General features: G+C 43.8%; 17 protein-coding genes and 3 pseudogenes. 8 read left to right on the forward strand and 12 right to left on the reverse strand.

The features are described from left to right. Positions 1-105 precede the first annotated feature (105 nt). Positions 106-774, forward strand: coding sequence for a helix-turn-helix domain-containing protein (locus LOZ80_RS21280; protein WP_238166588.1), 669 nt, complete (start codon positions 106-108; stop codon positions 772-774). Between the two features lie 121 nt (positions 775-895). Next, the gene (locus LOZ80_RS21285; protein WP_238166589.1) at positions 896-2,011 is read left to right on the forward strand and encodes a phosphodiester glycosidase family protein; all 1,116 of its coding nucleotides are present in this window, start codon (positions 896-898) and stop codon (positions 2,009-2,011) included. 56 nt (positions 2,012-2,067) lie between these two features. Here LOZ80_RS21285 and LOZ80_RS21290 read toward each other — a convergent pair whose 3' ends face one another. The 5 genes from LOZ80_RS21290 to LOZ80_RS21310 all read right to left on the reverse strand — a co-directional run bounded on the left by LOZ80_RS21290 (position 2,068) and on the right by LOZ80_RS21310 (position 6,869). Further along, complete coding sequence (locus LOZ80_RS21290; RefSeq protein ID WP_238166590.1) at positions 2,068-2,433, reverse strand: YtxH domain-containing protein; 366 nt, start codon at positions 2,431-2,433, stop codon at positions 2,068-2,070. A gap of 14 nt (positions 2,434-2,447) precedes the next feature. Then, entirely contained in the window at positions 2,448-2,894 is a 447-nt protein-coding gene (locus LOZ80_RS21295) for a DUF948 domain-containing protein (RefSeq protein ID WP_238166591.1), read from the reverse strand. A 531-nt stretch (positions 2,895-3,425) separates the two neighbouring features. Next, complete coding sequence (locus tag LOZ80_RS21300) at positions 3,426-5,528, reverse strand: methyl-accepting chemotaxis protein (RefSeq protein ID WP_238166592.1); 2,103 nt, start codon at positions 5,526-5,528, stop codon at positions 3,426-3,428. 194 nt (positions 5,529-5,722) lie between these two features. Next, positions 5,723-6,355 (reverse strand): helix-turn-helix transcriptional regulator, encoded by a 633-nt coding sequence (locus LOZ80_RS21305; RefSeq protein WP_189009505.1) that lies wholly within the window; start codon positions 6,353-6,355, stop codon positions 5,723-5,725. A gap of 82 nt (positions 6,356-6,437) precedes the next feature. Then, positions 6,438-6,869 (reverse strand): DUF86 domain-containing protein, encoded by a 432-nt coding sequence (locus LOZ80_RS21310; protein ID WP_238166593.1) that lies wholly within the window; start codon positions 6,867-6,869, stop codon positions 6,438-6,440. A gap of 274 nt (positions 6,870-7,143) precedes the next feature. On the opposite strand from LOZ80_RS21310, the gene LOZ80_RS21315 reads away from it, so the two are divergent. Continuing rightward, on the forward strand, positions 7,144-8,193 hold the full coding sequence (locus LOZ80_RS21315; protein WP_238166594.1) for an acyltransferase: 1,050 nt from the start codon (positions 7,144-7,146) through the stop codon (positions 8,191-8,193). Between the two features lie 22 nt (positions 8,194-8,215). On the opposite strand, the gene LOZ80_RS21320 is transcribed toward LOZ80_RS21315, so the two are convergent. The 6 genes from LOZ80_RS21320 to LOZ80_RS21345 form a co-directional block, all read right to left on the reverse strand. Continuing rightward, a complete protein-coding gene (locus LOZ80_RS21320) occupies positions 8,216-8,881 on the reverse strand; it encodes a tetratricopeptide repeat protein (RefSeq protein WP_238166595.1) in 666 nt (221 codons plus the stop codon). A 213-nt stretch (positions 8,882-9,094) separates the two neighbouring features. Continuing rightward, on the reverse strand, positions 9,095-11,134 hold the full coding sequence (locus LOZ80_RS21325) for an S-layer homology domain-containing protein (RefSeq protein ID WP_238166596.1): 2,040 nt from the start codon (positions 11,132-11,134) through the stop codon (positions 9,095-9,097). A gap of 60 nt (positions 11,135-11,194) precedes the next feature. After that, the gene (locus LOZ80_RS21330) at positions 11,195-12,118 is read right to left on the reverse strand and encodes an NAD(P)-dependent alcohol dehydrogenase (protein ID WP_238166597.1); all 924 of its coding nucleotides are present in this window, start codon (positions 12,116-12,118) and stop codon (positions 11,195-11,197) included. An 88-nt stretch (positions 12,119-12,206) separates the two neighbouring features. Continuing rightward, positions 12,207-14,840, reverse strand: coding sequence for a winged helix-turn-helix domain-containing protein (locus LOZ80_RS21335; RefSeq protein WP_238173067.1), 2,634 nt, complete (start codon positions 14,838-14,840; stop codon positions 12,207-12,209). A gap of 91 nt (positions 14,841-14,931) precedes the next feature. Continuing rightward, complete coding sequence (locus tag LOZ80_RS21340) at positions 14,932-15,360, reverse strand: VOC family protein (protein WP_238166598.1); 429 nt, start codon at positions 15,358-15,360, stop codon at positions 14,932-14,934. Between the two features lie 131 nt (positions 15,361-15,491). Beyond that, on the reverse strand, positions 15,492-16,307 hold the full coding sequence (locus LOZ80_RS21345; protein WP_337950969.1) for a DUF6597 domain-containing transcriptional factor: 816 nt from the start codon (positions 16,305-16,307) through the stop codon (positions 15,492-15,494). A 222-nt stretch (positions 16,308-16,529) separates the two neighbouring features. On the opposite strand from LOZ80_RS21345, the pseudogene LOZ80_RS21350 reads away from it, so the two are divergent. The 3 genes and pseudogenes from LOZ80_RS21350 to LOZ80_RS21360 all read left to right on the forward strand — a co-directional run bounded on the left by LOZ80_RS21350 (position 16,530) and on the right by LOZ80_RS21360 (position 19,338). Then, a pseudogene (locus LOZ80_RS21350) lies at positions 16,530-17,391 on the forward strand (Rpn family recombination-promoting nuclease/putative transposase). 290 nt (positions 17,392-17,681) lie between these two features. After that, on the forward strand, positions 17,682-18,248 hold the full coding sequence (locus LOZ80_RS21355) for an MFS transporter (protein ID WP_443146969.1): 567 nt from the start codon (positions 17,682-17,684) through the stop codon (positions 18,246-18,248). A gap of 94 nt (positions 18,249-18,342) precedes the next feature. Beyond that, entirely contained in the window at positions 18,343-19,338 is a 996-nt protein-coding gene (locus tag LOZ80_RS21360; RefSeq protein ID WP_238166601.1) for a toxin Cry1Ac domain D-VI-related protein, read from the forward strand. A gap of 419 nt (positions 19,339-19,757) precedes the next feature. Here LOZ80_RS21360 and LOZ80_RS21365 read toward each other — a convergent pair. After that, positions 19,758-20,935 (reverse strand): annotated as a pseudogene (locus LOZ80_RS21365) (IS3 family transposase). Positions 20,936-21,097: 162 nt separating this feature from the next. Between LOZ80_RS21365 and LOZ80_RS21375 the strand changes: the two are divergent. Beyond that, a pseudogene (locus LOZ80_RS21375) lies at positions 21,098-21,961 on the forward strand (ABC transporter ATP-binding protein); the annotation flags it as partial. Between the two features lie 771 nt (positions 21,962-22,732). Then, positions 22,733-26,185 (forward strand): nSTAND3 domain-containing NTPase, encoded by a 3,453-nt coding sequence (locus LOZ80_RS21380; protein ID WP_238166604.1) that lies wholly within the window; start codon positions 22,733-22,735, stop codon positions 26,183-26,185. Positions 26,186-26,206 lie beyond the last annotated feature (21 nt).

Genomic DNA, 26,206 nt, shown 5'->3' on the forward strand with positions numbered 1-26,206 from the left:
GCCCCTCGGAGTAGGAATTTGAGGAAAATAGCACCATTTCGAGCCTTAATCATTTTCATTTCACGCAAACTCAATTACAATATGATACATATGGAGGGATTCATTATGAAACAATTAGAAGGATTCGGAAAGTTTTTGGAAAGTTTGCGCGGTAAAATGTCCTTGCGAGAAGCAGCCCACAAAAGCGGGCTTTCGCATGCCTATATCAGAGACCTTGAATTAGAGCGCAACCGTTCGACGAATGAGAAAATCAATCCATCACCGGTCACGTTGAAGAAGCTGTCGGATGCCTACAACATTTCCTACACAGACCTTATGTCGAAAGCCGGATATCTTGAAAATGAACAAGAATTTAAGGCTGAATCTGGCGAACAAGATCAGGTTGAGATGGCGGATACTTTATTTATCGAAGTAAGCATCAAAGAAATGATCTACCATACACGCCTTGGTCAATTAAGCCGAAGCGTGAATTCCTTACTCGATTTCAGTCATTTCCTCGATCAATTGGAGGAGCAAGGATTCAAGAAAATGGATACGGACCTGTTCGTTAATTTGAATCATGTGCAGAAATATGTGGAGCGTGAAGGCAAGCTATACTTCGATCCACTGGGCGTAGGCAAATATGTCGTCATCGCGGCGATTCGCCAGAAGAAATATCACGATCTGCTCATTCGCAGCGTCGCCCGCAATACGGGCAAAGGTTTGGAATATCAATATGACCGAAATGCCGGTGCAACGGAATCACGCTTCTCTTCTTTAAAATTTCCCAGCTAAAGAAAATTCGCAAAGATAGGAGATAAGTTCAAGCAATAGTGGAACTTTTTCTCCTTTCTTTTCGTCTATTCAAGGGAACTAACATTTGATTTCTGTGGTAGAGAGGGTTGGTAAATTAGACATGGCTGTCCAACAAACCGCCTCCGTGCAGTCACGCTTAACGAGTAAGCGAAGAAAAAGATCTGCAGGAGCAAGCTTTATCTTATATACATTTTTAACATTAACCAGCTTGTCGGTCATCGGCTTATGTTGGTTCTTCCTGACTTCCTCCGGCTCCAATGTCCGATTAATGATGGCGGACACGTTAATCACAACCCAGCACAGGGATTGGGCCAAATATTTAATTGGCTCCACGGAATTGCAGAAACGTGTGGAAGCCTACTGGAAACAATTTGATGAAATGGGCAATGAAAAGGATAAGGGAATTGTTCAAATCCAGCCCAGTCCCAATGTCAAAACGCCAGTTATTGAGAAGAAAGAATTGGTCAAGATTGAACCGATCTCAGGCACCAATTTCAAAGGCCAGCTTGTAACCATTTCGGATCCCAAAAAACTGCGGATTGCCGTTCCTGAGAAAGTCGGTAAAGGTGAGAAAGTATCTTCCATGGTCAAACGAACCGGCGCAATTCTCGGCGTCAATGGCGGTGGATTCATCGATCCCAATTGGGAAGGCAATGGGTTTCAGCCCGAAGGAATCGTCATGTCCGGCGGCAAAATCTTTTACAATGACAAAGGTATGAACGGAACGGTGCAGGTCGTCGGCATTGATAAAGAAGGCCGCATGATTGCAGGCAAATATAAAGTGTCCGAACTTGTTGAGATGGGCGTCAAGGAAGCTGTTTCCTTCAGTCCGCGGTTTATCGTCAACGGGGTTGGACAAATCAAAAGTCAAGCCGATGGATGGGGCATCGCGCCGCGAACGAGCATGGCGCAAACCAAAGACGGCTCAATTCTATTCGCCATCATTGATGGCAGGCAGAAACATAGCATCGGGGCAACCTTGTATGATGTGCAGCAAATTTTCCTGGCCCACGGCGCCGTCACTGCGGCTAATTTGGATGGTGGCGCATCTACCGTTCTCGTGCATAACAATGCCATTATTAATAAACCTTCCAGCGAATATGGAGAACGTTACCTCCCGACTGCGTGGCTGCTTTATGACCATCCGGAATCAGCTCCTATCAAAAACGTTTGGGAAGGTTTGGATATCAGCAAAATCGACCCTTCGAAATGGTAAATAGGCACAAGCAAAAAGCCTCCAACCCGTGTGATAACGGATCTGGAGGCTTTTGCTTAACGATTTCCTACGATAACCAAATCTTCTGCGGCTTCGGAAGCTTCGATATCATCGACGAAATCCGTATGCTTCGTTTCTTTCCAGGAACGAACCGTTCCTACGACACTGGAAGCTGCGTCTTTGGCTTTGCCTACTAGTTCTGTTGTTGTAGAGCTAACGCTCCTGGCAACGTCTTGCGTTTTTTGGCTTACTGTGCTGGCGATATGCACAGTCTTATCGCTCACGACTTGTGCTTGCCCCGCAATGTCGCTTCGAAGTTCACGACCGGATTTCGGTGCAAATAACAGCGCTGTTGCTGCTCCTAGCAAGCCGCCGACTACGGCTCCGATGAGGAGATCTTTTCCTTTTTTTTCATTGGACATGTGACATCCACTCCTTAATGGTCTGATTTGGCATTCCGATGCGCCTGCCATCTTTGCCACAGCTCGAAACCCGTCGTTGCCCACTCCATGGCATCTTGAATACGTTTGTGGTGGGTATGTACGACCCTTTCCGCACCATGAATCGATTCATTCATCACTTGTGAAGCTTTGCGAAGGACAGAAGCGACATCCCCTATAGAGGCTCCTGCCTTCCCGATGGATTGGATTGTTGGCTCTAGTGCCAGCACCTGCATGTGCACCTCTTCAGTAAGTTGCCCTGTTTGTTTAAAAAGTTGCTCGGCTTGCTCAGCTGTTGCTGCTGCCTGCTGTTTTATTTGAATAATAGCATCATGCACTTGACGAATCGCTTGTGTTGCAGCTATCAACAAACGTACGGCAAAGGCAATAAACAGAACAAAAGCAACTGCTGAACCCACAATACTGATTTCGATCCATGTCATAGGGGGCACCTCCTGAGAGCTGTAAAACATGTGTGCTGCATCTTGGCTTCTAGACGAATGCCTATGAATTAGTACAGTATAAGTAGCTGCTGCTTGTTTTGACACAAAAAAAATCAAAAAAATTTCAGGAGCAGACAGCGTGGATAAATGACCTGCAACCTTATGGAGGTCGAGGCCGGGAATTAGGCTTGGGCTGTGATAGTGCCCCCCAGCTTGCGCGGCAAGGTCGCCAAGTCAATGTACCTCGAGACAAACCACAGCCCCCTTACGAACTCAATAACCGTTATACGGCCAAAATCGCTCATTCTGAAAATCTAATGAATGCCAGAACCGCTATATCAAGCAAACCATCACTTTTACACCCCAAATTTGCTCGATAGCACCAATCCAGTTCATTAAATCCTCAAAGCAGCCTTTTTCTCGTCTATAAGAATCATACAGTTCATTAGATGCCCTATGAGACCGAAAACGGAAAGCGTCATAGCAAAAAAGGCCGCTCACAAGATAACCTTGTGAGACAGCCTTCAATCATTACACTTTAAATCGGGCAAGTAAATCCACCAGTTCCTGTACAAGATGGCCCAGGGCCTCTGATGAAGCACTGATTTCTTCCATTGTGGCTAATTGTTCTTCGGAAGCTGCAGCTACATTTTGCGCATTGTGCGTGGAACTTCTTGCAATGCTTGCCAGTTGTTCCACTGTTGCCAAGACCTGCTCTGTGCTTGCTGACATTTGCTCTGACGCCGCTGAAACTTCTTGAATTTGTTGATGAACCTGTGTCATGTCCACTGTAATGGACGCGAAAATCTCGCCGCTTTCGGTTACGACTTGAACACCCTTGGTGACTTCCGTTGTCCCTTGATCCATGCTTTTCACGGCTAACTTCGTATCTTCACTGATTTCACTGATTAGTTCTGCGATTTGATGAGAAGCTGCGTTAGACTGCTCGGCAAGTTTGCGAACTTCCGCGGCTACGACGGCGAAGCCTCTGCCATGCTCGCCTGCTCTTGATGCTTCAATAGCTGCATTAAGCGCTAATAAGTTCGTTTGCTTGCTGATCCCAGAAATAACACCAATGATACTCCCGATCGCTTCCGAACGCTCACCTAGGCGGCGAACTACGATAGAAGTTTCTTCGACTTTCTCTTTCAAAAAGCCCATTTGGCGAACCGCCATTTGGATGTTGTCATTCCCTGCCGTTGTTTTGACTCTTACATCCTCTGTGGAGTCCGTCACGATCGCGGTAGATTCAGCAATTTTCTGTACACCGATTGCCATTTCCGTCATTGCTCGTGCCGTTTCCTGCGCATCGATTAGTTGCGTCTCGGAGCCGCTAGCCATCTCCTGAATAGAAATCGCGATCGTTTCGGCGGCCCTACTTGTTTGTTCTGCACTGGCATTCAGTTGTTCAGACGTCGCACCAACCGACATGGCATGCTCAGTAACGGTGTGAATCATCATACGCAGCTTGTCTACCATTGTATTAAACTGTTCCGACATCAGTCCGAACTCATCTCTGCCTTTGACCGTCAGCTTCTCGGTAAATTCGCCTTCCGCTAGCTTCACGGAAAGTCGGCTTACTGCTTGTATAGGACTTAGAACAAACATCCGAACAATAAGGAACATAATGACAGCCAGAATAATTAAAGCCGAAATCGCAATGATCAGAGAAAGGGTCAGTCCTTCGTTAAAAGCTTGCAAAATCGTTTGCTTGGAAATAACGGATTCCATATACCAAGCGTGATCTGAGCCGTCAAGTTGTATAGGCGTAAATAAGTGAAGATCCTCTCCGTTGCTTCCCTTCATGTAAGCCGATCGTTCCCCTTTTTGAACACCTTCCCAAATGGCTGCTGTTTCCGGATTCTCGCTATAAGGTTTGCTTACTTTCTCTGGTGAAGTTCCATTCGCAACATAGCTTCCAGCTGCCGAGACCATCGACGCGTAGCCGCCGAGCGGTTTTAGTTGTTCAATTTGCTTTTGCATATCGCTAAGCGCCATATCTGCTCCTACGATACCAAGGAAATTGCCCTGCTTGTCCAAAATCGGCAAAATCAACGAAGTGATTAAGACATCTTTCCCACTGATGGGATATAGATATGGCTCGATCCACGTATTTTTTTTCGTCTTCTTGGCGATCAGATAATAATCTCCTGCGCCTTCTTTCTCATAATCCAATAAAGGCTGGACATCAATTTTGTCATCAACTCTTACCACATAGGGAATGAAGCGGCCCGTGCTGTCGTCATATGGCAGTTTTTTGATGTTTGCTGCATCTTTCTTATCGAATGCGTTAGGTTCCCAGAGTGTATAAAAGGCTAACATCTTTTTATGCTCAACCAATTCGGCATTTAAAATTCGGACTACTTCCTCGCGTGTCAATGACTTGGAAGTACTTGCTTCTAGAACTACACTGCGAAGCGTCGATAAGGACGCAACGGTCTCATCCACCTGTTTCTGAAAGTCATTGGATACGGCTGACGAAGCCTCTTTCGCCTGCGATTCTCCCTGACTCAAGCTGCTGCTGTAGATTTGTTTGAGATTCACGCCAATCAAGCTTCCAAAAGCTAAGAGAAGCACCAAACCAATCGCGACGCCTAATTTAAAAGACAATTTCCGGTTACGCAACCACATCATAATTAATCTCCCCTCTCTCTATCTGCTCTATTTAAATATTTATCGACAATTCGACAAAATTTTTGAATAGTCTTGCACAAAATAATTGGTTAAAAACACGACCTCAAATAAGCAACTTCGGCTAATCGCAGATGCGCTATTGGTGTCCGCCAATAAAAAAAATCATCCACTTGAGCATTGCACTCAATGGATGACTATTTATTTTGCGTTATGATATATAAACATTTATTGCCGCCCTTGGCCAAGCATTCCGTTCGTTCCACATTGGCGTCAAGCAAATGCTGAAAAAGCGCTAGCTCGCATCGACAAGCTTGTTGAAAAACATTCGCCACTTGCGTAATCGGACAGTTATGCTCGCTGAACACAAACTCGCCTTCGTCTACCTGTGACCAATCCACCATATAACCATTCTCATTCTGTATGAGTGCAAGCTCAGCTACCCGTTGTTCCAAGCTCTTCTCCTGCATTCGCGCCTCATAGCGAGATTGAAGCTTCTCTTGTCTGCCTTCAAAAAGCCGATCTATTTTCTCATGACCTTCGCCTTCGAGCAATTCATCCAGTAAATCTATCGTTAGCTGCATATATTTCTTGGGAAATAATTCGTCAGCTAGCGGGGCTAATGTGTAAACATTCGTCGGTCTGCCCATCGCCTGCCGGACAAGCTTTGTTTCGAGCAAATCGTCTTTCTCCAAGGAATGAATATGACGTCTGACGGCCATTTCTGTTATCCCCAGCTGTTTGGACATGTCATGAACACTTAGAGGCCCTTGAGTCTTGAGCATAGAAAGAATCACTTTGCGTGTGGATGTTTCAAGTGCTTGATTCATTGGCTCACCTACCCTCAGACTATCGTTAGTCTCATTTTACAGCAACATAAACAATAAGTAAATTAAGAAACAACTATGTATGTTATTCCAGTTCGTGCTTGATAAACGCGCTAACACTCGAAGCAAATTCCTCAAAAACCGCTGGCAATAGAGGGATTAGCGGATTTAAATCCTGACGATTCCATTCTGCATAATCTTGAACGAGCGGCTTCCTCAGCTTCACAAGCTGCAGCAGCGTTGCTTTCAATGGTTCCGAGTAAGCCCCTTCACCATGGACAATTTCGAGAATATCTTCATAACTGCTCGCATCTCGCAATATAAAAGCGTCAATTAGTAAACTTCCAATATCCGTCACCGTTTCGATAGCCAAATGAAGCACCCGCTCTTGGGCAAGCTGCCAAACAAGATCATTCGTGCCGCGCTCCCACTGCTGTTTCAACTGATTGCTAGCTTCTGCTAAAGAAGACAGAAACTGAATTCTTTGATCAATTTGTTCATGATTAATAAAGTACATACGGCTATCTCCGTCCTCTTTTACGCCATTTCGTCCAAATTACCATTGCAAAAAAAGTGATAATTACCAAAAACACTAACAATATCGCCTGCATGACATATTCATAGCTCATGTTCTTCACCCTCTTGACTTCACTTGTTTCAATCTTCTCTCAGTGTATCGCGGGCAGCTAGGAAGCGTCAAGCAAGCAGCCTGACTCACCTGCTAAGGATGTTGTTGTCCTGTTAATTCTTTCATGATACAGTGAAAAAAGTGAAAAAAGGAGACTTCCCTTATGTTATCTAGACCCAAACTTCCAGAAATCGACATCGTGCGCGCAATTGCAATCCTAGCTGTTCTGCTCATACACGGAACCTCCGGGGCGACTTTACTGCCTCTGGGTACCGTTTCTCAAGCTGTCTTCTTCACACTCAACCAGGCCAGTTTATTCACGGTCCCTTTGTTCATCTGGATCAGCGGTGTTGTCCTTTTCTACACCTACTACGACCGATGGGAGCCGGGCATGTCTCGTACTTTCTGGACGAAACGACTGCGTAAGATTCTGATTCCCTACGTGCTTTGGTCTATTTTCTACTATTTGTATAACCAGTTTATGTTTCACGGAACGATTCACTTCAATGTGATTTATCTCTTAAAACTATTGCTATCTGGAAATGCCAGCTATCATCTCTATTATATGATCATCATTGTTCAGTTCTATTTACTGTTTCCATGGATGATGACGCTCGTAAAACGCTCACCTCGCATTCGTCAACTGTTAATTCCTATAGGAATTGGCCTGCAAGCGGCAGGCTATAGCTTTCACCATTGGATTACACCAATCCCTGAATATGCCTCTTTGTTTATCAGTTATACGGCATTATTCGCGTTCGGAGCTTTCATGGGGATTCATTATTCAGCCATCATCAACTGGGCCAATCATAACCGCAGATGGATCTATGGCTTTACCGTGCTGACTGGGACCACTTATACCCTACTGCTGCTTCTTCATCAATATAGCCTTATTTCTCTTGAAAATACCTGGTTTGAATTGGCGCTGCTTGCCTATTGTTTGGCTGTTCCGCTATGCGTTGATCTGGGGGCGCGCCAATTGCTCGTGAAAGAAACCAGCCTAAGTCGTTTCGCCACCTCCATCGGCACGGCTTCTTTCGGAATCTACCTCCTGCATCCAGCCTTGCTGACACTCTGGGATCTAGCCAGGCCCGAGCAGGAATCGTCAATTGGGTTGTATGATTGGCACACAATCGGTTCCATACTCATAGGGCTTATCGGCTCCTGGCTGTTCGTGCTGCTTTATACGCGCATAGTTAATAGAAGAACCTGAGGCGCTGAACCTCAGGTTCTTCTTATTTAAACCGCGCTAATAGCGCCCAACGCCGCTGCTGTCTACGGCTGTAACGCGGCAAGCCGCGGTAAATATCGAGCGCCTCGCGATACGCGCGCTTGGCGTCCTCTGTACGACCGAGCTGCATATACAGCTGACCGAGCCGGTAATAAGCTTCCACCGAGGAGGAATGCAAATCACGGAACTGCTCGATGAAGGCAGCCGCGCGGCCCGGGTCCGCAGGAGCCAATGCCTCGCCTAATCGTAGGTAGGCTTCGCCGAATTTGACGCGCGGATTCAATTCAATTGCTTTGAGCATAAAGCTCTCGCCTTTGGTCAGATCCCCTAGTTTTAAATAACATAGACCTACTTCATAGTGGACATCTGCCGAATCTTCCATGATCTCTAAGGTTTGTTCCAAGTAGGGAAGTGCCTCACGATACTTTTTGCGTTCAAGTAAGATGCGTGCCAACTCCAGCTTCGCTGAGGTATTATGCTTGTTTGCATGCAAATCGCTGCGCAGCCGAGCTGCCCGGCGATTCAACTGAAACGGCTTAAAAATATTTGGCGTTAATCCGACAAATCTTCTATCTAACACATAGAGAATGATTAATAAGATTAGAAGGGCAATAAACGGATTGCCTACAAGACGCCATAACAAACCAAAAGCCAAAAATTTAAGTAACACAGCAAACTCTCCTTTCAATTTCCTAATACTACCATATTATGACGATATCAGTCATCCATTCCCTTTGCTAAGCCTCCTCTTTTCTTTAAAAGCATATAAAATAACCCAGCCTGCGGCTAGGTTATTAAGTCGATCAAAATCGCTCATTCTGAAAATCTGGTTCTTCCCTAACTATGATAGCTGGGGAGGAATAGACTAGCTAACTGTACTTTCCTATGGTTTCAAAGCAAGCATTCGCACAATGGCTGTCACAGCTTCCGCCCGGGTCGTTAAGGCAGCTGGGGCAAACTGATTGCCTTGCGTGCCGCCAAGCAGCTTATTTTTGCCCGAGATGACGGCCGCCGGTTTGGCCCACTCCGGAATATCGGCATCGTCCGCATAAGTCGTGGAAACCCCCGGGGTAAGCGCAGTACCCAGTGCCTTCACGACCATGGAGATCATTTCCGCATGGGTAATGTTAGAAGTCGGATGAAAGGTCCCATCTGGATAGCCGCTGATGATTCCTAGTTTGACAGCTTGTTTCACTGCCTTTGCCGCCCAGTCCTCAATAGTGTTCGAATCACCGAACGTAAGCGGGTCACCCTCTAGAGCAGGTTTCAAGCCGTTCATAAGCATAACGGTAAATTCGGATCGCGTGATGCTTGCATCCGGTTTGAATGTAAAGTCAGGATAGCCGCTAGCCACTTTAAGCTCATAGGCACTGGCAATCTCAGCGCTTGCCCAGTGTCCCTTGGTATCGGTAAAAGGGCTTGCTGCGACACCCGTATTAGTGGGATCAGGCTTCACCGCAGTTCCTTCCGTGACAGTTATTTTGCTCTGATCCGTAATCCCGCCATCACTGCTTGCGGTGATGGTTACTGAACCGGGAATAAGCGCCTTGATATTCCCTTTGGCGTCTACAGAAGCGATGTTGGGATTGCTGCTTTTCCAACCTACTTTCAAATTAGAGGCATAGCTTGGCGTGACGGAGGCTTTAAGCGTTCCGTTCTGCCCTTCTTGCAGAGTTAGTGCGTGTTGGTCTATCGCCAAGGCAGTTACAGGTACTTTGAGCGCATACATGTCTAGTACAAATACGCTGCCCAAGCCTTGGGCTTTCTTGCCTTCGGCTTCATTAAATTTCGTCGATACGTCATATACAGTCCCATCTTCACCAACGGCAAGCGGAAAAGCTTCGTTTGTTTCAATTTTATATTGCCATTGGATACTGCCCGCTGAACTTAGCGCATACATGGCTTGGTTGCTAGAGGAGTGGGTATAGATCAGCCCATTGGGTCCAATCACAGGTGGGGTCACTGTGCCTCCAGCGGCAAACTGCCACTTCAACGTACCGTTCGGCAGTACGGCATTCAACTTCGTATCCTCTGAGCCAAAATAAACGCTGCCGTCCGGGCCAATCGATGGTGCAAACACACGACTGCCCTGATCGTATTCCCATTTTTTCACTCCATTAGGTGAAATAGCATATAGCTTATGATCTTCCGATCCAGCATAAATCGTGTCTTCCGGACCAATTGCGGGAGCTGATGTCAAGGCTCCTCCTGCTGCAAAAGTCCATTTCTTCGTACCATTGGGTTTGATGGCGTAGAGTGAATTCGTCCCCATGGCTGCATAAATAGTGCCATCGGATCCTGCAGCGAGGTTGGCCTGCGATTTAATTTCCAAATCATACCACCACATCTCTGAACCATCTTGCGGATTCAACGCATGAAGGATCCCGTTCTTGGAGGCCGCGTACAGGGTACCATCCGGTCCAAAAACAGGCACGGATTTGACATGGTCTCCTGCTGGGAAACGCCATTTAATTGAGCCGTCAGGACGAATAGCAACGACCTCTCCTTGGCTGCCCTCTCTGCCTTTACTTGTATAGATGGTACCATCCGGTCCGACTGTTGGAGGGGTTAAGATTTCCTCATCAAGCCCCAGCATCCATTTTCTTGTACCATCAGATTGATAAGCCGCGACACCGCTGGCCAAATAGACTTTGGCGCCCAAATAGATCGTATTATCCGATGAAACAACCGGAGCTCCCACATAAGAAATAGCGATAGTTGGGGCCTTCCATTTTAACTGCACAAAGCTTGAGTTTTTGAAAATAGTCAAATCTTTGAGATTCGGGTTGATATCGATAATTGGCACTACATTTGTCTGCAGCACCGGATCTACTTTTATTTCCGCAGAAGCAGGCAAGGCAACAGTTCCTGCACTAAGCGCTAGTACGATTAAGCTGCCTATCAAGCGATGTTGAATCCACATAGAAAGCCCCCTTTGGTTACCAATTAATTACATCCATTATTTCATGCCTCCTACTTATCTTCAATATGTCTTTGCACTTAATGTGATGACAACATTGCCTTTTTTATGTCCTTTTTCGACATATCGATGAGCCTCTGCCATCTGTTCTAGCGGATAGCGGCGGTCGATGATGGGTCGTAACTTCCCTGTCTCTGCGAGCTCTTTGAGGAATATCAAATCTGCTTTGCTTACCTTGGCTACCCCAGATCCCTCAACAGACACGTAGACCCCATTCGGCGTCAACGCGGTCTTGCAATTCGCTTTGGAGATTTTCCCAACAGCATCAAAGATGATATCGTAATGCACCCCACTTTGTGCAAAATCTTCCTGCGTGTAATCCACTACTTGATCTGCTCCCAGAGACCTCACCAATGCGACATTAGCCGTGCTGCATACTCCGGTAACTTCTGCACCATAATGCTTGGCAAGCTGAACAGCGGCTGTTCCTACTGCTCCGGAGGCCCCATAGATAAGAACTTTCTTACAGCTCTGAATACCTGCTTTTCGAAGAAAATGCAAGGCTGAAGTTCCGCCAAAAGGAATAGCAGCCGCTTCCTCAAACGTCATATTCGTTGGTTTGAGCGCCACTTCCCCGTTTGCAGGCAGACAGGCGTACTCAGCATGAGCACCAAAACGCATCCCATTTAAGGCATAAACATGGTCACCTTTTTGGAATTGTGTCACATCTTTGCCTATTGCTTCAATCTCGCCCGCTAATTCCAAACCCAGAATCGGTTTTCTCGGTTTTCTCAAACCTATCATGATCCTCATTGGAATCCAGAACAAGAATGGGCTTCTAAAACTGCGGATTCTGCAATCCCCTGATGTAACTGTCGTTGCATAGACTTTAATCAACACTTCATTGTCCTTAGGCGTAGGCTTATCTACCTCTTGGAGTTTCAAGACATCCGGTGATCCATATTTTGTGCAGACAATCGCTCTCATGCGCTTCCCCCTCAACGTCCATTTACAAGGAGTGTAGCGGCAAAACGGTACGCCATACAGATACTAAAGTACTGTTTGCAAATGAAGTCTACAGCAAACCTAACTTGCGAGCCTGTGCGACAGCTTCGGTACGCCGTTTGACTTGCAGTTTGTCAAAAATATGTTGGTTATGCCCTTTGACCGTACTGAGTGAAAGAAACAGTCGCTCGCTAATTTGGCGATTTGAAAGTCCTTGGGCAATTAGCTTCAGAACTTCCAGCTCACGCCCGCTCAGCGGCTCAATAAGCGTATTCTCAGAGGGAACCACTCTTCCTACAACTTCTGCTTCGAATACAGCCAGCAGCTTGTCTATATAATCCGACCTGATACCTTGAGCCGCTACTTCGCACAGCAGCCTGTTCACCGGGGTACCTTCGTCGACAAAGGTGCGGATGAAGCCGCCAGGCTCTGCCATTGTCAACGCGCCTAGAAGAATTTGCGAAGCTTTCGCTTTATCGCCTAGCCAATGCAGCGCAACCGCCATTAGAACAGTGCTCTTGAGCTGTTCATCTTTCAGCTCCGATCGTTTGGACTCGAGCAGCCTTAATGCCAGGATCGTGTTCCCTTTAGCTAAATGGACCCTTGCCTGGCTGATAATCAGTCCGTTCTTCTCTGCCAAATGCGCTGCTGCCTCCAGATGGCCTTGTTGAAGTTGCACAAGCACTTGTACGTCAGCGATATTCGGTATCTGATTCCCATAATTGTGTTGACGAGCAAGATGGTCAGCTTTTGTTAATAGAGCAGCGGCTCCACTCACCTTTCCCTGTGCAAGCATGAGCCTTGCAAGAAACACTTCACCTGCAATTACTCTATCTGTATCCGCAAACTGCCGCGCCAAAAGAACGTTCTGTTGTCCGTGCCGCTCAGCTGCCTCCAGATCGTCCCATTCATAGAAAATGCGGGCTAAGCCCAGATGCGCTTCACAGGCAATTGCCATAGGAGGATCGCCAGCCAATTGCAATACCTGCAGAAATGTCTCTGCTGCCAAAGCTAGCTGGTTTTCTTGAACTTGTATGTTCCCTAAGCCGAGAGAAGCCAAGATGGTGATTATGACGTGTCCGATCAATTGACTGTTGGACAGTGCTTCCGTATAAGCCTTACTGGCCGCAGCGCGGTCGCCCTGAAGATGGTAAGCATAGCCAAGCGACCAGATTGTGGCTGTGCGGACAGGCAAGTTGTCGGGGTGCAGGTAAGCAAGCGCTCGATTCGACTCGGCAATGATCGTTGCTGCCTCGTGCTTGCTGACAGCCAGCGTAGCCCGTATAGCCGCAATATGTCCGATCGTATCCAGATTTTTAGCGTCTTGTTCGGTTCCTTGTTCTGCTCCTTGCAGAGCTCTTTCAGCGGACTGAAGTTTCTGCTCTACACCTGTCGTTTGGCCCACCAACAGTAAAGATGAGGCATAGATCGCCCACAGCGAAGGTCTTGCATCCAACTCCTCTTGTGACAGCGAATCCAGCCAATTTCGTACTGGCGCCACGGCTCCCCGAAAAAGTAGAGGAACCCCTTTCCCCTCCACCAGACGAGCAGCGCGTTCAATATCATGGGCAGCGACAGCATGGTGAAAAGCTTCGATCTCTTGACCATTATCCTCGTACCATTCACTGGCACGAATATGCAGTTCTGCCGAAATGGATGCGCCCATACTCTGTTGCAGCCGCGTTCTCAGCAAATCACCAAAGAGATGGTGATAACGGTACCAATGCCTCGCGCTGTCCAATGGAACGATGAACAAGTTGGCTTGTTCGAGATATTCTAAGATCTCTTGCCCGGATGATGAAGAAGCGAGGTGTCCTTCGAGACCACTATCAAGAAGCGCGTCGCATAGTGGACCACACAATCGGTCGAGGATGGATGTGCTTAACAAGAAAGTCAGAACGTTCGCTGATTGCTGCTGCAGCACTTCTTCTACCAGATAATCGACAACGAAATGGTGGCTGCCGCCAAAAGACTGGATGAAGCTGGAGGCATCTGATTGTCCCTTTATGGAAAGAGCAGCTAATTGCAAACCGGCAACCCAGCCTTCTGTTCGAGACTCAAGCAAGGTGATGTCTTTCCTGGAAAGTTGTAGCCCCATCACCTGATCCATAAATTCACCTGCTTCGGAAGAGGTAAAACGCAAATCTGCGGCTCGTACTTCCGTCAACTGATCCCGGACACGTAAACGTCCCAGCGGCAGACGCGGATCTTCACGGGTAGCGATGACCAGATGCATCTGTGGCGGCATGCGCTCTATTAATAGGGCGATCGCCTGATCAATCGGTCCCGCTTTGATTACATGATAATCATCTAGCACGAGAACAAAATGATTTTGAATGGAGGAGACTTCATTAATCAGCGTTGCTATCATCGACTCCATTGGTGGAAGTTGAGGAGATTGCAGGAAGCCGAACACGCCGTCTCCCATGCTTGTTGCAATCGACTGCAACGAAGCAAATAGATAGGTCAGAAAACAGGTGGGATCGTTCTCCCCCTCATCCATGGATAGCCATGCAACAGGTCGATCACAACAAGCGAGCCACTCGCTGAGCAGTGTTGTTTTGCCAGATCCTGCCGAAGCAGAAATGACAGTAAGTTTACGGTGCAGCCCTTCGTTCATCCGCTCGATTAAACGAGGCCGGACAACCACATTTGGCCGTGAAGGAGGGATATATAATTTAGTAGATATAATGGGAATAGTCATAGCTAAATTATACGAATCGCAGTCTTTCACCGTCAACTGTGCTTTCATTCTTCCGGTGTAGGAGTTCGTAAGATTTATCCCACACTTAACTTTAAAACATGGCGAGGAACCGCTTCTGCATTTCTTCCGGGCTCACGTTTTCAATAGTCGTATAGATCATCCAATAATGTCCGAACGGATCCTTCACACTTCCAGCTCGATCACCATAGAATTGATCCATCATCGGATTAACAACTGTGGCTCCAGCCGCAATCGCCTGTTGGAACAGCTTATCCGCATCTTCGACTTGAAGTTGGATACCGACCGTCGTATTCCCGAGCGTTTCCGGCCCCAGAATACCATATTCCGGGTATTCACCTGCTAGTGATATCTTGGCTCCGCCAATTGTAATTTCGGCATGAGCCACTTTGCCTCCCGGCTCTGTCAAACGATATTGCTCAACCGCACCAAAAGCCTTCTTATAGAATTCAATCGCCTCAGCAGCATTCTTGATCCAGAGGAATGGCGTTGCATTAATCATATAGTTCCACCTTCCTTTTTCCCGAAATGATGAGGTTTGTCCTATCGCTAATTGCCATCATGCTGACTGAACCCGCCTCATATCAATAGCCTAACCGATATCCCCCATGAGCTTATAGTAAAAAATTGACCCTATAGACCAACATGATTAGGATGTCTGACTTGCGTCGACAAGTACTCTGTCGGATTGAGACTTGAGAAAGCCTGGAAATCCTTAATAAAATGCATCTGATCATAGTAACCACATGCGAGAGCGACATCCAGCCAATTGACATTCTTGGTGCGATCTATCCGGTTCAACACCTCCTGAAAGCGGCGAAGGCGACAGAAGAGCTTCGGCGTCATTCCCACTTCTTCTTTGAAAATCTGGATAAATCGCCTATGACTTAAACCGATCTGTCCGATCACATCGGAGAGAGGACTTCTATGTGGTAAACTCTGAAACTCATTAAGCGCGAAGCTTACAGCCGGATGTCGAACTAGCGGTCGTGAGGCTAGTTTTGTAAGACTCTCTTCTAGTATTCGAAATTTATCATTCACGACCTCTGATTCCAGCAGCTTCTCTCGCAATTCATGCGCTCTTGCTCCCCACAGTGCTTCCAAGGAAACAAGTGTATTATGCAGTTCATTTAGCGGCATTTTAAGAAATGGATACATACCGCCAGGTTTGAAATGTATGCCCAAGACCGTGGTCTCTTCGGAAGTATCGATGATGAAATATTCGGAATGCGGCCCACAAATAACCGAGCTGCCATATGTCCGAGTTGGGTTCTTATATTCTCGGTCAAACAATTTAATCTTCTCTTCACGCAGGTTGATCACGAGTTCAATCGAACCATCAGGCATCGCGAGCTCCTTCGAATGTGGCGGAGCATATCCTTCGAAATACCAGAAATAATTCACAAAACCTGACAATGGAGCCTTCGGGATATAGGTTTGTACATGCATCGCATTTGCGCGACAGAACCATGGGATTGCATCCGTGGAGTCGCTCCCTCCTCGCTTGTGAAGTGTATATTCACTTTCTAATATAAAGCTTTCTTTCATTATTAAAAAGTGGTTGCTCGCCAAATCGCTTTATGCGAGCACAAGTAAATTAGCAGATCTGACAAAAAATGAAGCTTTATAGAATCTTCATGATATAATTAAACTGAATAGGAGCTGATCTTCATGAGAGATTTGCTAGACCCAAAGATCGATTTTGTCTTTAAACGCATATTTGGCAGCGAAGACAACAAGGATCTCCTTTTGGCTTTTCTTAACAGAACCTTTCAAGATGCCGGAGAGCCTCCTCTTACAGAAATCATACTTATGAACCCCTACACAGATAAAGACTCGCCTCAAGATAAACAATCCATCTTCGACATTCAAGCGAAAACAGCAGAAGGCAAATTGATTAATATCGAAATGCAATTATTTAACCGCTATGATAATGAAAAACGCACATTGTATTATTGGAGTAAACAGTACGCGTGCCAGCTTGAAGAAGGACAATCCTATAAAAAGCTAAAAAAGTGTGTTAACTATCAATATTCTTAACTTCTCTATCCTTCCGAATGAACAGTATCATAACATGTTCCATTTAAGGGAGGATATTAGTGGGCTCCCACTAACGGATGATTTGGAAATTCATTTTCTTGAACTCTCTAAGCTCAACCATCAGCAAACAACTCCTTCAGGCGGTTTAGTCAATTGGTTGCTTTTTCTCAAAAGTGACAATACAGAAAATTGGGAGGTTTTGAAAATGCAGGACCCAGAACTTGGTAAAGCAATGGCTGTGTTGGAATTCCTGAGTCAGGATGCTGAAGCTCGTCGGCTTTATGAAATGAGACAAAAGGCTTTGCATGATGAAGCTTCTTTACGGGAAGGTGCAAGAGAAGAAGGCGAATTGAAAGGCAAGCTTGAAGGCAAACTTGAAGGCAAACTTGAAGTAGCCGCCAAAATGCTTTCAAAAGGAATGGATATGGAGTCCGTCTCTGAGTTTACCGGAATTTCAATCGAGGAATTAAAAAAGATAATTCAAGCACACTAACATTCTAGCTGTCAGCAAACCGTCAGGAAAATCCTGACGGTCCTTTTGCGTGACGAATAGGGTAGCCAAACACTTTTAGCTACCCTATTCTGAGCACATCGAACCCTCTCCCCACGCTTACTCATTTTCCTTAACCCTATATACACAATTTCTCCCACCCGCCAAAATATGCTCTACACGTTCGATAAGAACATCACTTCCGAGGATGGATTGAAATAAATTCAACTCATTCTTACATAACCCCGTACAAACGGCAGCAGCCTCACAAATCGGACAATATATCATGGATTTTGGCGCGAGCCATGCAGGGCCTAGGTGCAGGAGCTATGATGACTTTTGTATACACGGCAATATCCTTGAGTTACCCCGATGAATTACGCGCCAAAATACTCGGGGCATTCGGAACAGCCTATGTTCTTCCGTCGATGATCGGTCCATACGTCGCAGGTCTTATTGCAGATCAATGGTCCTGGAGATTTGTTTTCTGGGGAATATTACCGATCTTGCTTCTTTCAGCTCTGCTTAGCTTACCTGCTTTCAGAAAATTAAAAATACAGGGTACACAAGGGGACAACGGTGCCGCAGCTACATGGATGGCGTTACTATTAACAGTAGGTACGGGGATTTTCTTAGTTGGTCTTGGCATGCTGCCGATAATAACTGGGTTTGTTTTAGTCATTATGGGCTTAGTACTAATGGTATATCCGCTGCGCAAACTGCTGCCCATGGGAACTCTTACTTTGAGAAAAGGCATGCCAGCCATTCTAGCAACACGCGGGCTATTCTTCGCTGCCTATGCTAGCACACAGAATTTCTTAGTATTAGCTTTAATCGACGTGAAAGGTATAAACAAATAAGGGGATTAACATTCGGCAGGAAAAAAACCACAATTTACCTTGTACAAATAAATGGTATATATTACAATTCTATTTAAAACCAAGGAGATTGTGCATGAAAAAAACAGCAATTATTTCAATTGTCGCTTTATTACTAGTAGCAGGTATTTCGGGTTTAGTCATTTGGAAAATTAATGATGATAAAGCGAAGAAAGAAATGGACATATTAACAGACATATCAACGATTCAAGAGAAGGTAAACTCCCTTTATAAAGACAACCACAAAATGAATCTTGTAGATAATGTTAATACTGACATGATTAAAAGTACAAATGACTTATTTATAAATATTAAAAATAAAGAACTTTCGCCTCAAGCTTCCACTTTATTAAATCAAGCTTCTTTAGACATAAGTTATGTGGAGAAGATGTTCTACATTAAACAAAATATAGATAAACTATTCGATAAAAATGGCGCAATTGTTGAATCGGCTGACATAAAGTCCTCCAAAGACCAGCTAGATACATTGAAATCGGATAAACCATATTTTGTAAATGAACTGATGACTAAAATTAATGATGCCGAAACTCAAAAAGAACAAATTTCGACTGCAACAAGGATGGTTGATGCTTTATTCACTTCATCTGAGAAATCTACTGTAAAAGAATCCATTACCCGAAAAGAAATTGATGATGCAAAAGTAAAAACAATCAACATTAAACAAGACAAAGCAAAAGAAAGTTTATTGTCATTTATACAAGTAACCGATGCGCATGTAGATTCAAAGATAAAAGCTGAGGCCGAAGCTAAAGCAAAAGCTGAGGCCGAAGCTAAGGCTGAGGCTGATTCAAAAGCAAAGGCTGTAGCTGATGCAAACAAATCAAAAAATAAGAACTCCAGCCAAGCCTCCTCCCCTGCAAAGAAATCTGATGGCACGCTAGATCTAACAGGTTGGGTACAATATAGCACAGGAGATCCGGCTTCATTGTTAAAGTATTTGGCATCAGGTGACGTTATTAAATATAATGGTCAATATTGGGCCTCGCCACAACTAGTAAAAATGATATCAAATGAAGAAGTGGTGTATTTCAACGATATTTCCAAAAAATAACTAGATTAAGCATATCCTTCATTTAAACGGTATCTCTCCAAGGCGAAAACCTGAGATCAAGTTATTCTTGAGATCAGGTTTTCGTCATCTTTACTATCAGATAACTCAATAACCGCTATTTGATCAAAATCGTTCATAGGGAAAATCTTATGAATTCTCAATCCGTTATTTAAAGAAAACATTCACAATTCCACCTATAGACTACTCCATAACGTCCTTCAAGTTCATAAAATCGCCAAAGTAGCCATTTTTCATCTATAAGCATCATCCAGTTCATTAGAAGGACATATTGTTTGTGAGGCGGCTCTGTTTAACCAGTTAACGCTGTTTTTCAGCGTTACAGCTCCCACTTTAGCCTCAGACGCCGCTTTAACGCTGAATTTGTATCTGAGTCAATAGAGTGGACACAAAAAAAAGAGCTAAGAAATCAGTTTTATTTGCTTGTAGTACTGGGATTCAAACTTGTCTGGAGACAAATAGCCAAGCTTGCTGTGCGTACGTTTCCTGTTGTAGAAAAACTCAATGTACCAGTAGATTCGTTGGTGTGCTTCTTGGCGGCTTTGAAATTTATATCTGTACACCAATTCCCGCTTGAGAATGCTGTGAAAAGCCTCTATACAAGCGTTATCGTAGCAATTGCCTTTACGGCTCATACTACGAATCATATGGTATTCTTTCAGTTGTTTACGGTACTCATTAGATGCATACTGCGATCCCCGGTCTGAATGATGGATAAGGCCTTTAGGCGGCCTTTTGGCTTCGTATGCTTGATTTAAGGCGTCTAGCGTCAGTTCCACGGTCATGCGATTGCCCAGCTGCCAGCCAACGATTTTGCGGGTAAACAAGTCAAGAACGCTTGCTAAATAAAGGTTTCCTTGACGTGTATGGATGTACGTGATGTCGGTAACCCATACTTGATTCGGTCTTGTACACACATCAAAATGCTGATTTAACCAATTTGGCGCAATCGGGTGGCTGTGATTGGAATCCGTTGTTTGTACCTTGAATTTCCCTATAGCTTGTGAGCGTAAGCCCTTCTTTTTCATGATGCGTCCAACCGTTTTGACAGCGACTTTGAAACCTTTTTTTCTCAGTTCCTTTGTGATTTTCGGACTCCCGTAATTCCGATCCGATTCCAAGTACTCCTTTTCCACCTCTTTAGCCAACGCTTCGCGGTGCTTTTTCCGCTCACTTGGGGGTGTGGTTCGCCATTTATAATAGCCGCTCTTGGATACACCTAGTACGCTGCACATCTTCTCAACTCGAAATGTTGAACGGTGGTCATCAATGAACTTGAATCTCACTTCGGGTCTTTGCTGAAGATGTGCAGCGCCTTTTTTAAGATAGCTAGTTCTTCCTCTAGGTCTTTGTTGCGTTGTTCCAAGTCTTTCATGATCCGGTCATGGCTACGTAGATTGCCACTTCCTACGAAGGGCTCATCTGGAAATTGGCGATATTTACTGACCCAACTGCTCAATGTTTTCGCTGGAATGTTCAGTTCGTTTGCAATATCCGGAATCGATTTACTATGTTGTTGAATGTACTTAACCGTTTCTTCTTTGAACTTTTGATTGTACCGTTGGCGGAATTCATTCATCTCGGACACCTCGTCATTTAGATAGGTCTATTATCTAATTTCCCAATTCGTTGTGTCCACTGTTAAGTCTAAATGCAATTTCAACCTTATCCCAACTAAATTGCCATTTATAGTGCTCTTCTCTGCCTCTTAACGCTGTTTTTCAGCATTACAACCCCCACTTTAAAGCCGATTCAACGACTGAATCATATGAGCACACAGCTTCAAGAAGGCGTCACTGGCTTTCAGTGTTTTATGGAAATCATGAATTTGAAGCCTTCAATCGAAAACAAGCCGAATGCCATAATTCTTCCGGAGATTCACGGGGAGATTGAATTCAGGCATGTTTCCTTCTATTATGAAGAACATTTGAACAGAGTTTTACAAAACATTTCCCTTCGTATCCAGCCGGGTGAGTATGTTGCCTTAGTGGGTCCGTCTGGTACGGGAAAAACGACATTATGCTCGCTCATCCCTCGCTTTTATGATGCGAAAGACGGGGAAATATTAATAGATGGGATCAACGTTCGTAATATCGACCCAGCGTCATTAAGAAAAAACATTGGTTTTGTACTGCAAGATGTTTTCCTTTTTGCTGGGACGGTAATGGAAAATATCCGGTATGGAAATCAAGCAGCCAGCGATGAAGAAATTATAGTAGCAGCCAAGAATGCCAATGCCCTTGATTTTATTATGAAACTGCCAAAAGGGTATGACTCCGAAATTGGCCAGCGAGGTGTCAAGCTGTCCGGTGGACAGAAGCAGCGGCTAAGCATTGCTCGCGTATTCCTAAAAAAACCACCCATTCTTATTTTGGATGAGGCGACGAGTGCACTGGATAATGAGAGCGAAAGAATCATAAAGGCATCATTAGAATTGCTGGCAAATGGGCGTACAACCATCATCATTGCCCACCGCCTTTCCACTATCCGCAATGCAGGGCGAATTATTGTACTGACGGAGGATGGTATTGCGGAACATGGTACGCGTGATGCATTGCTTGCGCGAAATGGCGTGTACGCAAATTTGTATGCCACGCAGTTTTAAATTGTTCAAAACGCTATTGGCTCTCTCCTTCACCGAAGGGGGAGTCGTTTTGTTTACAACTCCCCCTAGGCGAGGCTTTAGTATCCTGCTAATATTTCATTCAATTCTGGAGCTTAGATCACTACTGAATGCTCTCGCGGAAATCGCTTATCCACCATGGGATGGAATCTCGATTAATCGCTGACGAAGCCAATTCGACGCAGACTCCCCTTAGCGGTGGATTCAAACACTGTGCTTCTGCACGCAAAGCTATTCTTCGAAGATTATTCATCTGTTCCGCCCGGGTGAGGCGGGTATCACTACCAAAAATTAAAGCAAGCTGCTTCAATGCTTTTCACTATAAATAACACGGATGATCCAAAAAAATAAATGATCTTAGCAATTTTCACAAGTTTTGCTGGGTAGTACCAATTCAAACGCGATATAGTTTGTGAGTTCCCAAATATCAGTTTTTGCCGTTTTTTTTATCGCCAAACCACATTTTATACTCACTCTGGAATTCCATTCTCAATATCTGCAAATGCCTAATGAAAAACTATCCAGCAAGCTTATATACTTCGAACTTTCCAGTCATTTTTTCGTATGCTTCAATACTCAACACGCCAAATTACCTTGTCCATTCTCCGTAATGTAGTCAGGCTCATTGAGTTTTGTTCGTTTTCATTGATTATTTTCTTTTTCATGGAATAATATTGGAAGTAAATATACTATTGAATTAAGCCACTCATTGTAATAAATAGACCGTTAAAATGCCTTAATGGAGGATGGAATATGTTCAATTATGATTTTCATGCATTACTAGAACCACTTGAGTTCGAAGGGTTGGTCTGTGATGTTGTCCAGCAGCGAGAAGGGATATTTTTAGAAACATACAAAGAAGGACGTGACATGGGTATTGACGGCTCATATACGGATAGAGATAGTAAGAAAACAATAGTTCAAGCAAAACGCTATCAAGATTTTAATAAATTGTATTATAACTTAGAGCATTTAGAACTTCCTAAGGTACGTAAACTAAATCCAGATCGATACATCTTAGGTGTTTCAATTGATTTTGGTCTAGGCCAGAAAGAAAAAATTTTAGCATTGTTCGGTGAGTATATTTCAAGTAAAGACGATATTTTAAGTACTAGGAATATAAACAGGTTACTTAATGAACCAACATACCATTGGATCGTGCAGGCGTATCCCAATCTCTGGGTTCCTAGTATTAGTATATTCAAGAAAGTGTTACATGAAACCGTACACCGCGCACTCTATAAAGAGTCAGCTGAAGAACTGAAAGAGGCAATCAAAGAATCGAAATCATTTGTCCCAACCAGAATTTATCGAGAGGCGTTGCATAAGTGGTCACAAAACAACGTCATCATTCTTTCTGGAGAGCCAGGTGTTGGCAAAACATCTATGGCTTACCTTATGGCATTAGCCTATCTGCAGCCTAAGGAATTGGATGGGTTTGTCTGGGCTAATTCAATCGATGATGTCCGTATAATGTTTGAAGATGATAAGAAACAAGTCATTATCTTGGATGATTTTTGGGGTAGTATCTTTCACGAGGAACACAGGCACAGGAATGAGGAGAATGGACTAAATAAACTTATTAGACGTATCGTTCAGTCCGAAGGGAAGCAACGTCTAATCCTAACGACAAGAGAGTACGTACTTCAACAAGGGCTACAAAAACATCCAGGATTAAAAGACACTTTGGACCAGCATTCAATAATCTGTACAATGGAAGAGTACGGAGAAGGAGAAAAAGCAAGTATCTTGTTTAGACATCTCTACACATCTAAGCTTAGATACGAATATGTTAGTACTATATTCTTACAATATAAAGAAATTATACTCCATCAGAATTATAACCCCCGCGTAATAGTAACTTTTTTGGACAAAAGGCCAGAGGACGATTGTTCACCCGAAGAGTATTTCGAACAACTGTGTGATTATTTCGATAACCCTGGTTCATTCTGGGAGGATATCTTTGAAGAACTCTCGCCAGAAGCACAAATAGTCGCAATGCTTCTATTAATCTCATCAACTCCCATGCGCTTGGCAGATATGCAATCTTGCTATGTGGGATATATCCATAATTCCAGCGACCCAACAAAAGTAATGAATTTAAGTAAGTGCATTGCAGAACTTGAGAAAACATTGATCAAATCGTTCTACAGCGACGAAGAGGAAGAAATCTTACTGAAATTTAACATGCCGGCAGTGCAGGATTTTGTTCACTCTTTTATAACCCAAAACAGTGAACAGTATATTCCTCTAATTTTACAATGCTGCGCTTTCTACAATCAGCTTCAATTTTTACTTGAAAATTACTCAGAACACTGTAGTGAAAAACTTGTAAGTTTAATAGAGCAGCGATGCATCCTGCATTATCATGATTATGAATATAGCTTCATGGAATACGACGGAAGTTGGAATTGGGAAGTGGATACTGATTTTTTCAACCAGAGAGAAGAACTTCATAGGTTCTTTCACTTACTTCGTTCTAGTGACCCCAAAAGGCACCCTACTCTTTTTCGGTTTTTAGAAACTAAAATAAACGACTATTGCCTATCTATGAATAGAGGGGAGTTAGAATCAAAATACGCAGACCTGCATAATCTACCAGATATAATTATCAGGTGCATAAAAAAGGGGATGACTTTCAATGGTAAAGACATCATTGCTAAATATTATGAGTCTGCATTCAGTTTATTTCATTATTCAGCAATGAAAAAATTTCAAGAAGTGTTTTCGGAAGAGTACGATGCGTTTCATACTACTTATTTTCATAAACTTAAAAATGGAATGAAGAATAATATACTCTCTGAAATAGAGTTACTTCAGGAATTTTCCATGGATCTTGAGCTAGATATACTGATTGATGCTATTCCAGATATTCTCAAAGAGTTCGGATTGCGATATACGAAACAGTTTGGACAAAAAGTAAATTCATTGTGTGGAAGAGAACCAGCAGCTGTTACACAGAAAAAGAAAGTGGCTCAAAAGCCATCTCACGACTACATAGATCGTGAAGAACAGCTTTATGAAATTGTAAAAGAAGATGCGGAACAATGGTTATTCGGGCCAAGTGAAACGTATTTAGATGAAGAACAGATTGTTGAGTTTATTTTAAAAAGTAACATAAACCCAGCAATTAAGGCGAAAATGAATCAAGTACTCGAAACTGGTAGTCCGCATCATATTTTCAATTTCTTACAAACGAAAGAATCTATTGATCTGCTCTTCGCCTCGTTGTTCGATTTTGACTGCATTTTTTCTAAGCAAGAGAGCGCCCTTAGTATGACTATGCTGTCATATATCGGTCAAAATAATCGAGAGTTGATAAAAAAGCTCGTGAACTTCTGCGCGGAAAGCTTTTATCTATTTATATATCAGGAAGAGCCTATTTTACGGTTGAACGAATTTTTGTCTAGCGATGTTTACAACTATTACTTAAAAAATGATGTTTCACTTCAAGAAGTTGTCTATAGACATGTAATCATGCGGGACGAACAATGGGTGCGTTTTCTTCATATACCACTCTTTATATTTAGTCATGCTTTTCTATGGACTATGGCTAGCCAAGGTGATGAATTAGATGAGCTAGAGAAGTACTATCACGAGCTCTGGGGTGACAATTTTTACAAATTTAAACTTGAAACCAGACATGCTTTTAGGCCGGAAGTGAGCATATATTATGCGAATTACGGTGTTTATTATTTCAAGTGCTATGAATGGGAAAGATGTATGCATAAAATGTTTGAAGAGCTCAATCCTTTTCATTTTAATAAATCTTACGTGGAACCTATGATAAAAAAATACTTGGACAAATTAGAAAATGGAGATGATGATAGCAAAGTTCTAAATCATTTATTTCATTGCAGAATTGAATTTGAGTATAACAACTCTGGCATACAACAATCTTCCGGTTGTTGTATTAGCGATGAGATAAGTTTGATTGAGAATCTGGAAATTGCAAATGTTTTGGATGCATATCCAAAACTTATGAAGAAAAGCAAATTCAAAGAGCTTCAAAAAAACAAGACCTTATGTGAAAAAAAGGAAAAGGTATGGAGGATACTGTTATATAAAGTAGAGGATGTTGAGTTGCTAAAAGAACTTGGTATTTATGCTGAGTTACTTAATTTCGTGAAGCAGGTAGAGTGTATATACACAAGATTTATGAGTGGTGATTATTCACAAATAAAAGAGCAACTTTCATTTGCCTGAAAAGTTTGTGTTCAGAGGTAT

The sequence above is a fragment of the Paenibacillus sp. HWE-109 genome (assembly GCF_022163125.1).
Classification (GTDB): domain Bacteria; phylum Bacillota; class Bacilli; order Paenibacillales; family NBRC-103111; genus Paenibacillus_E.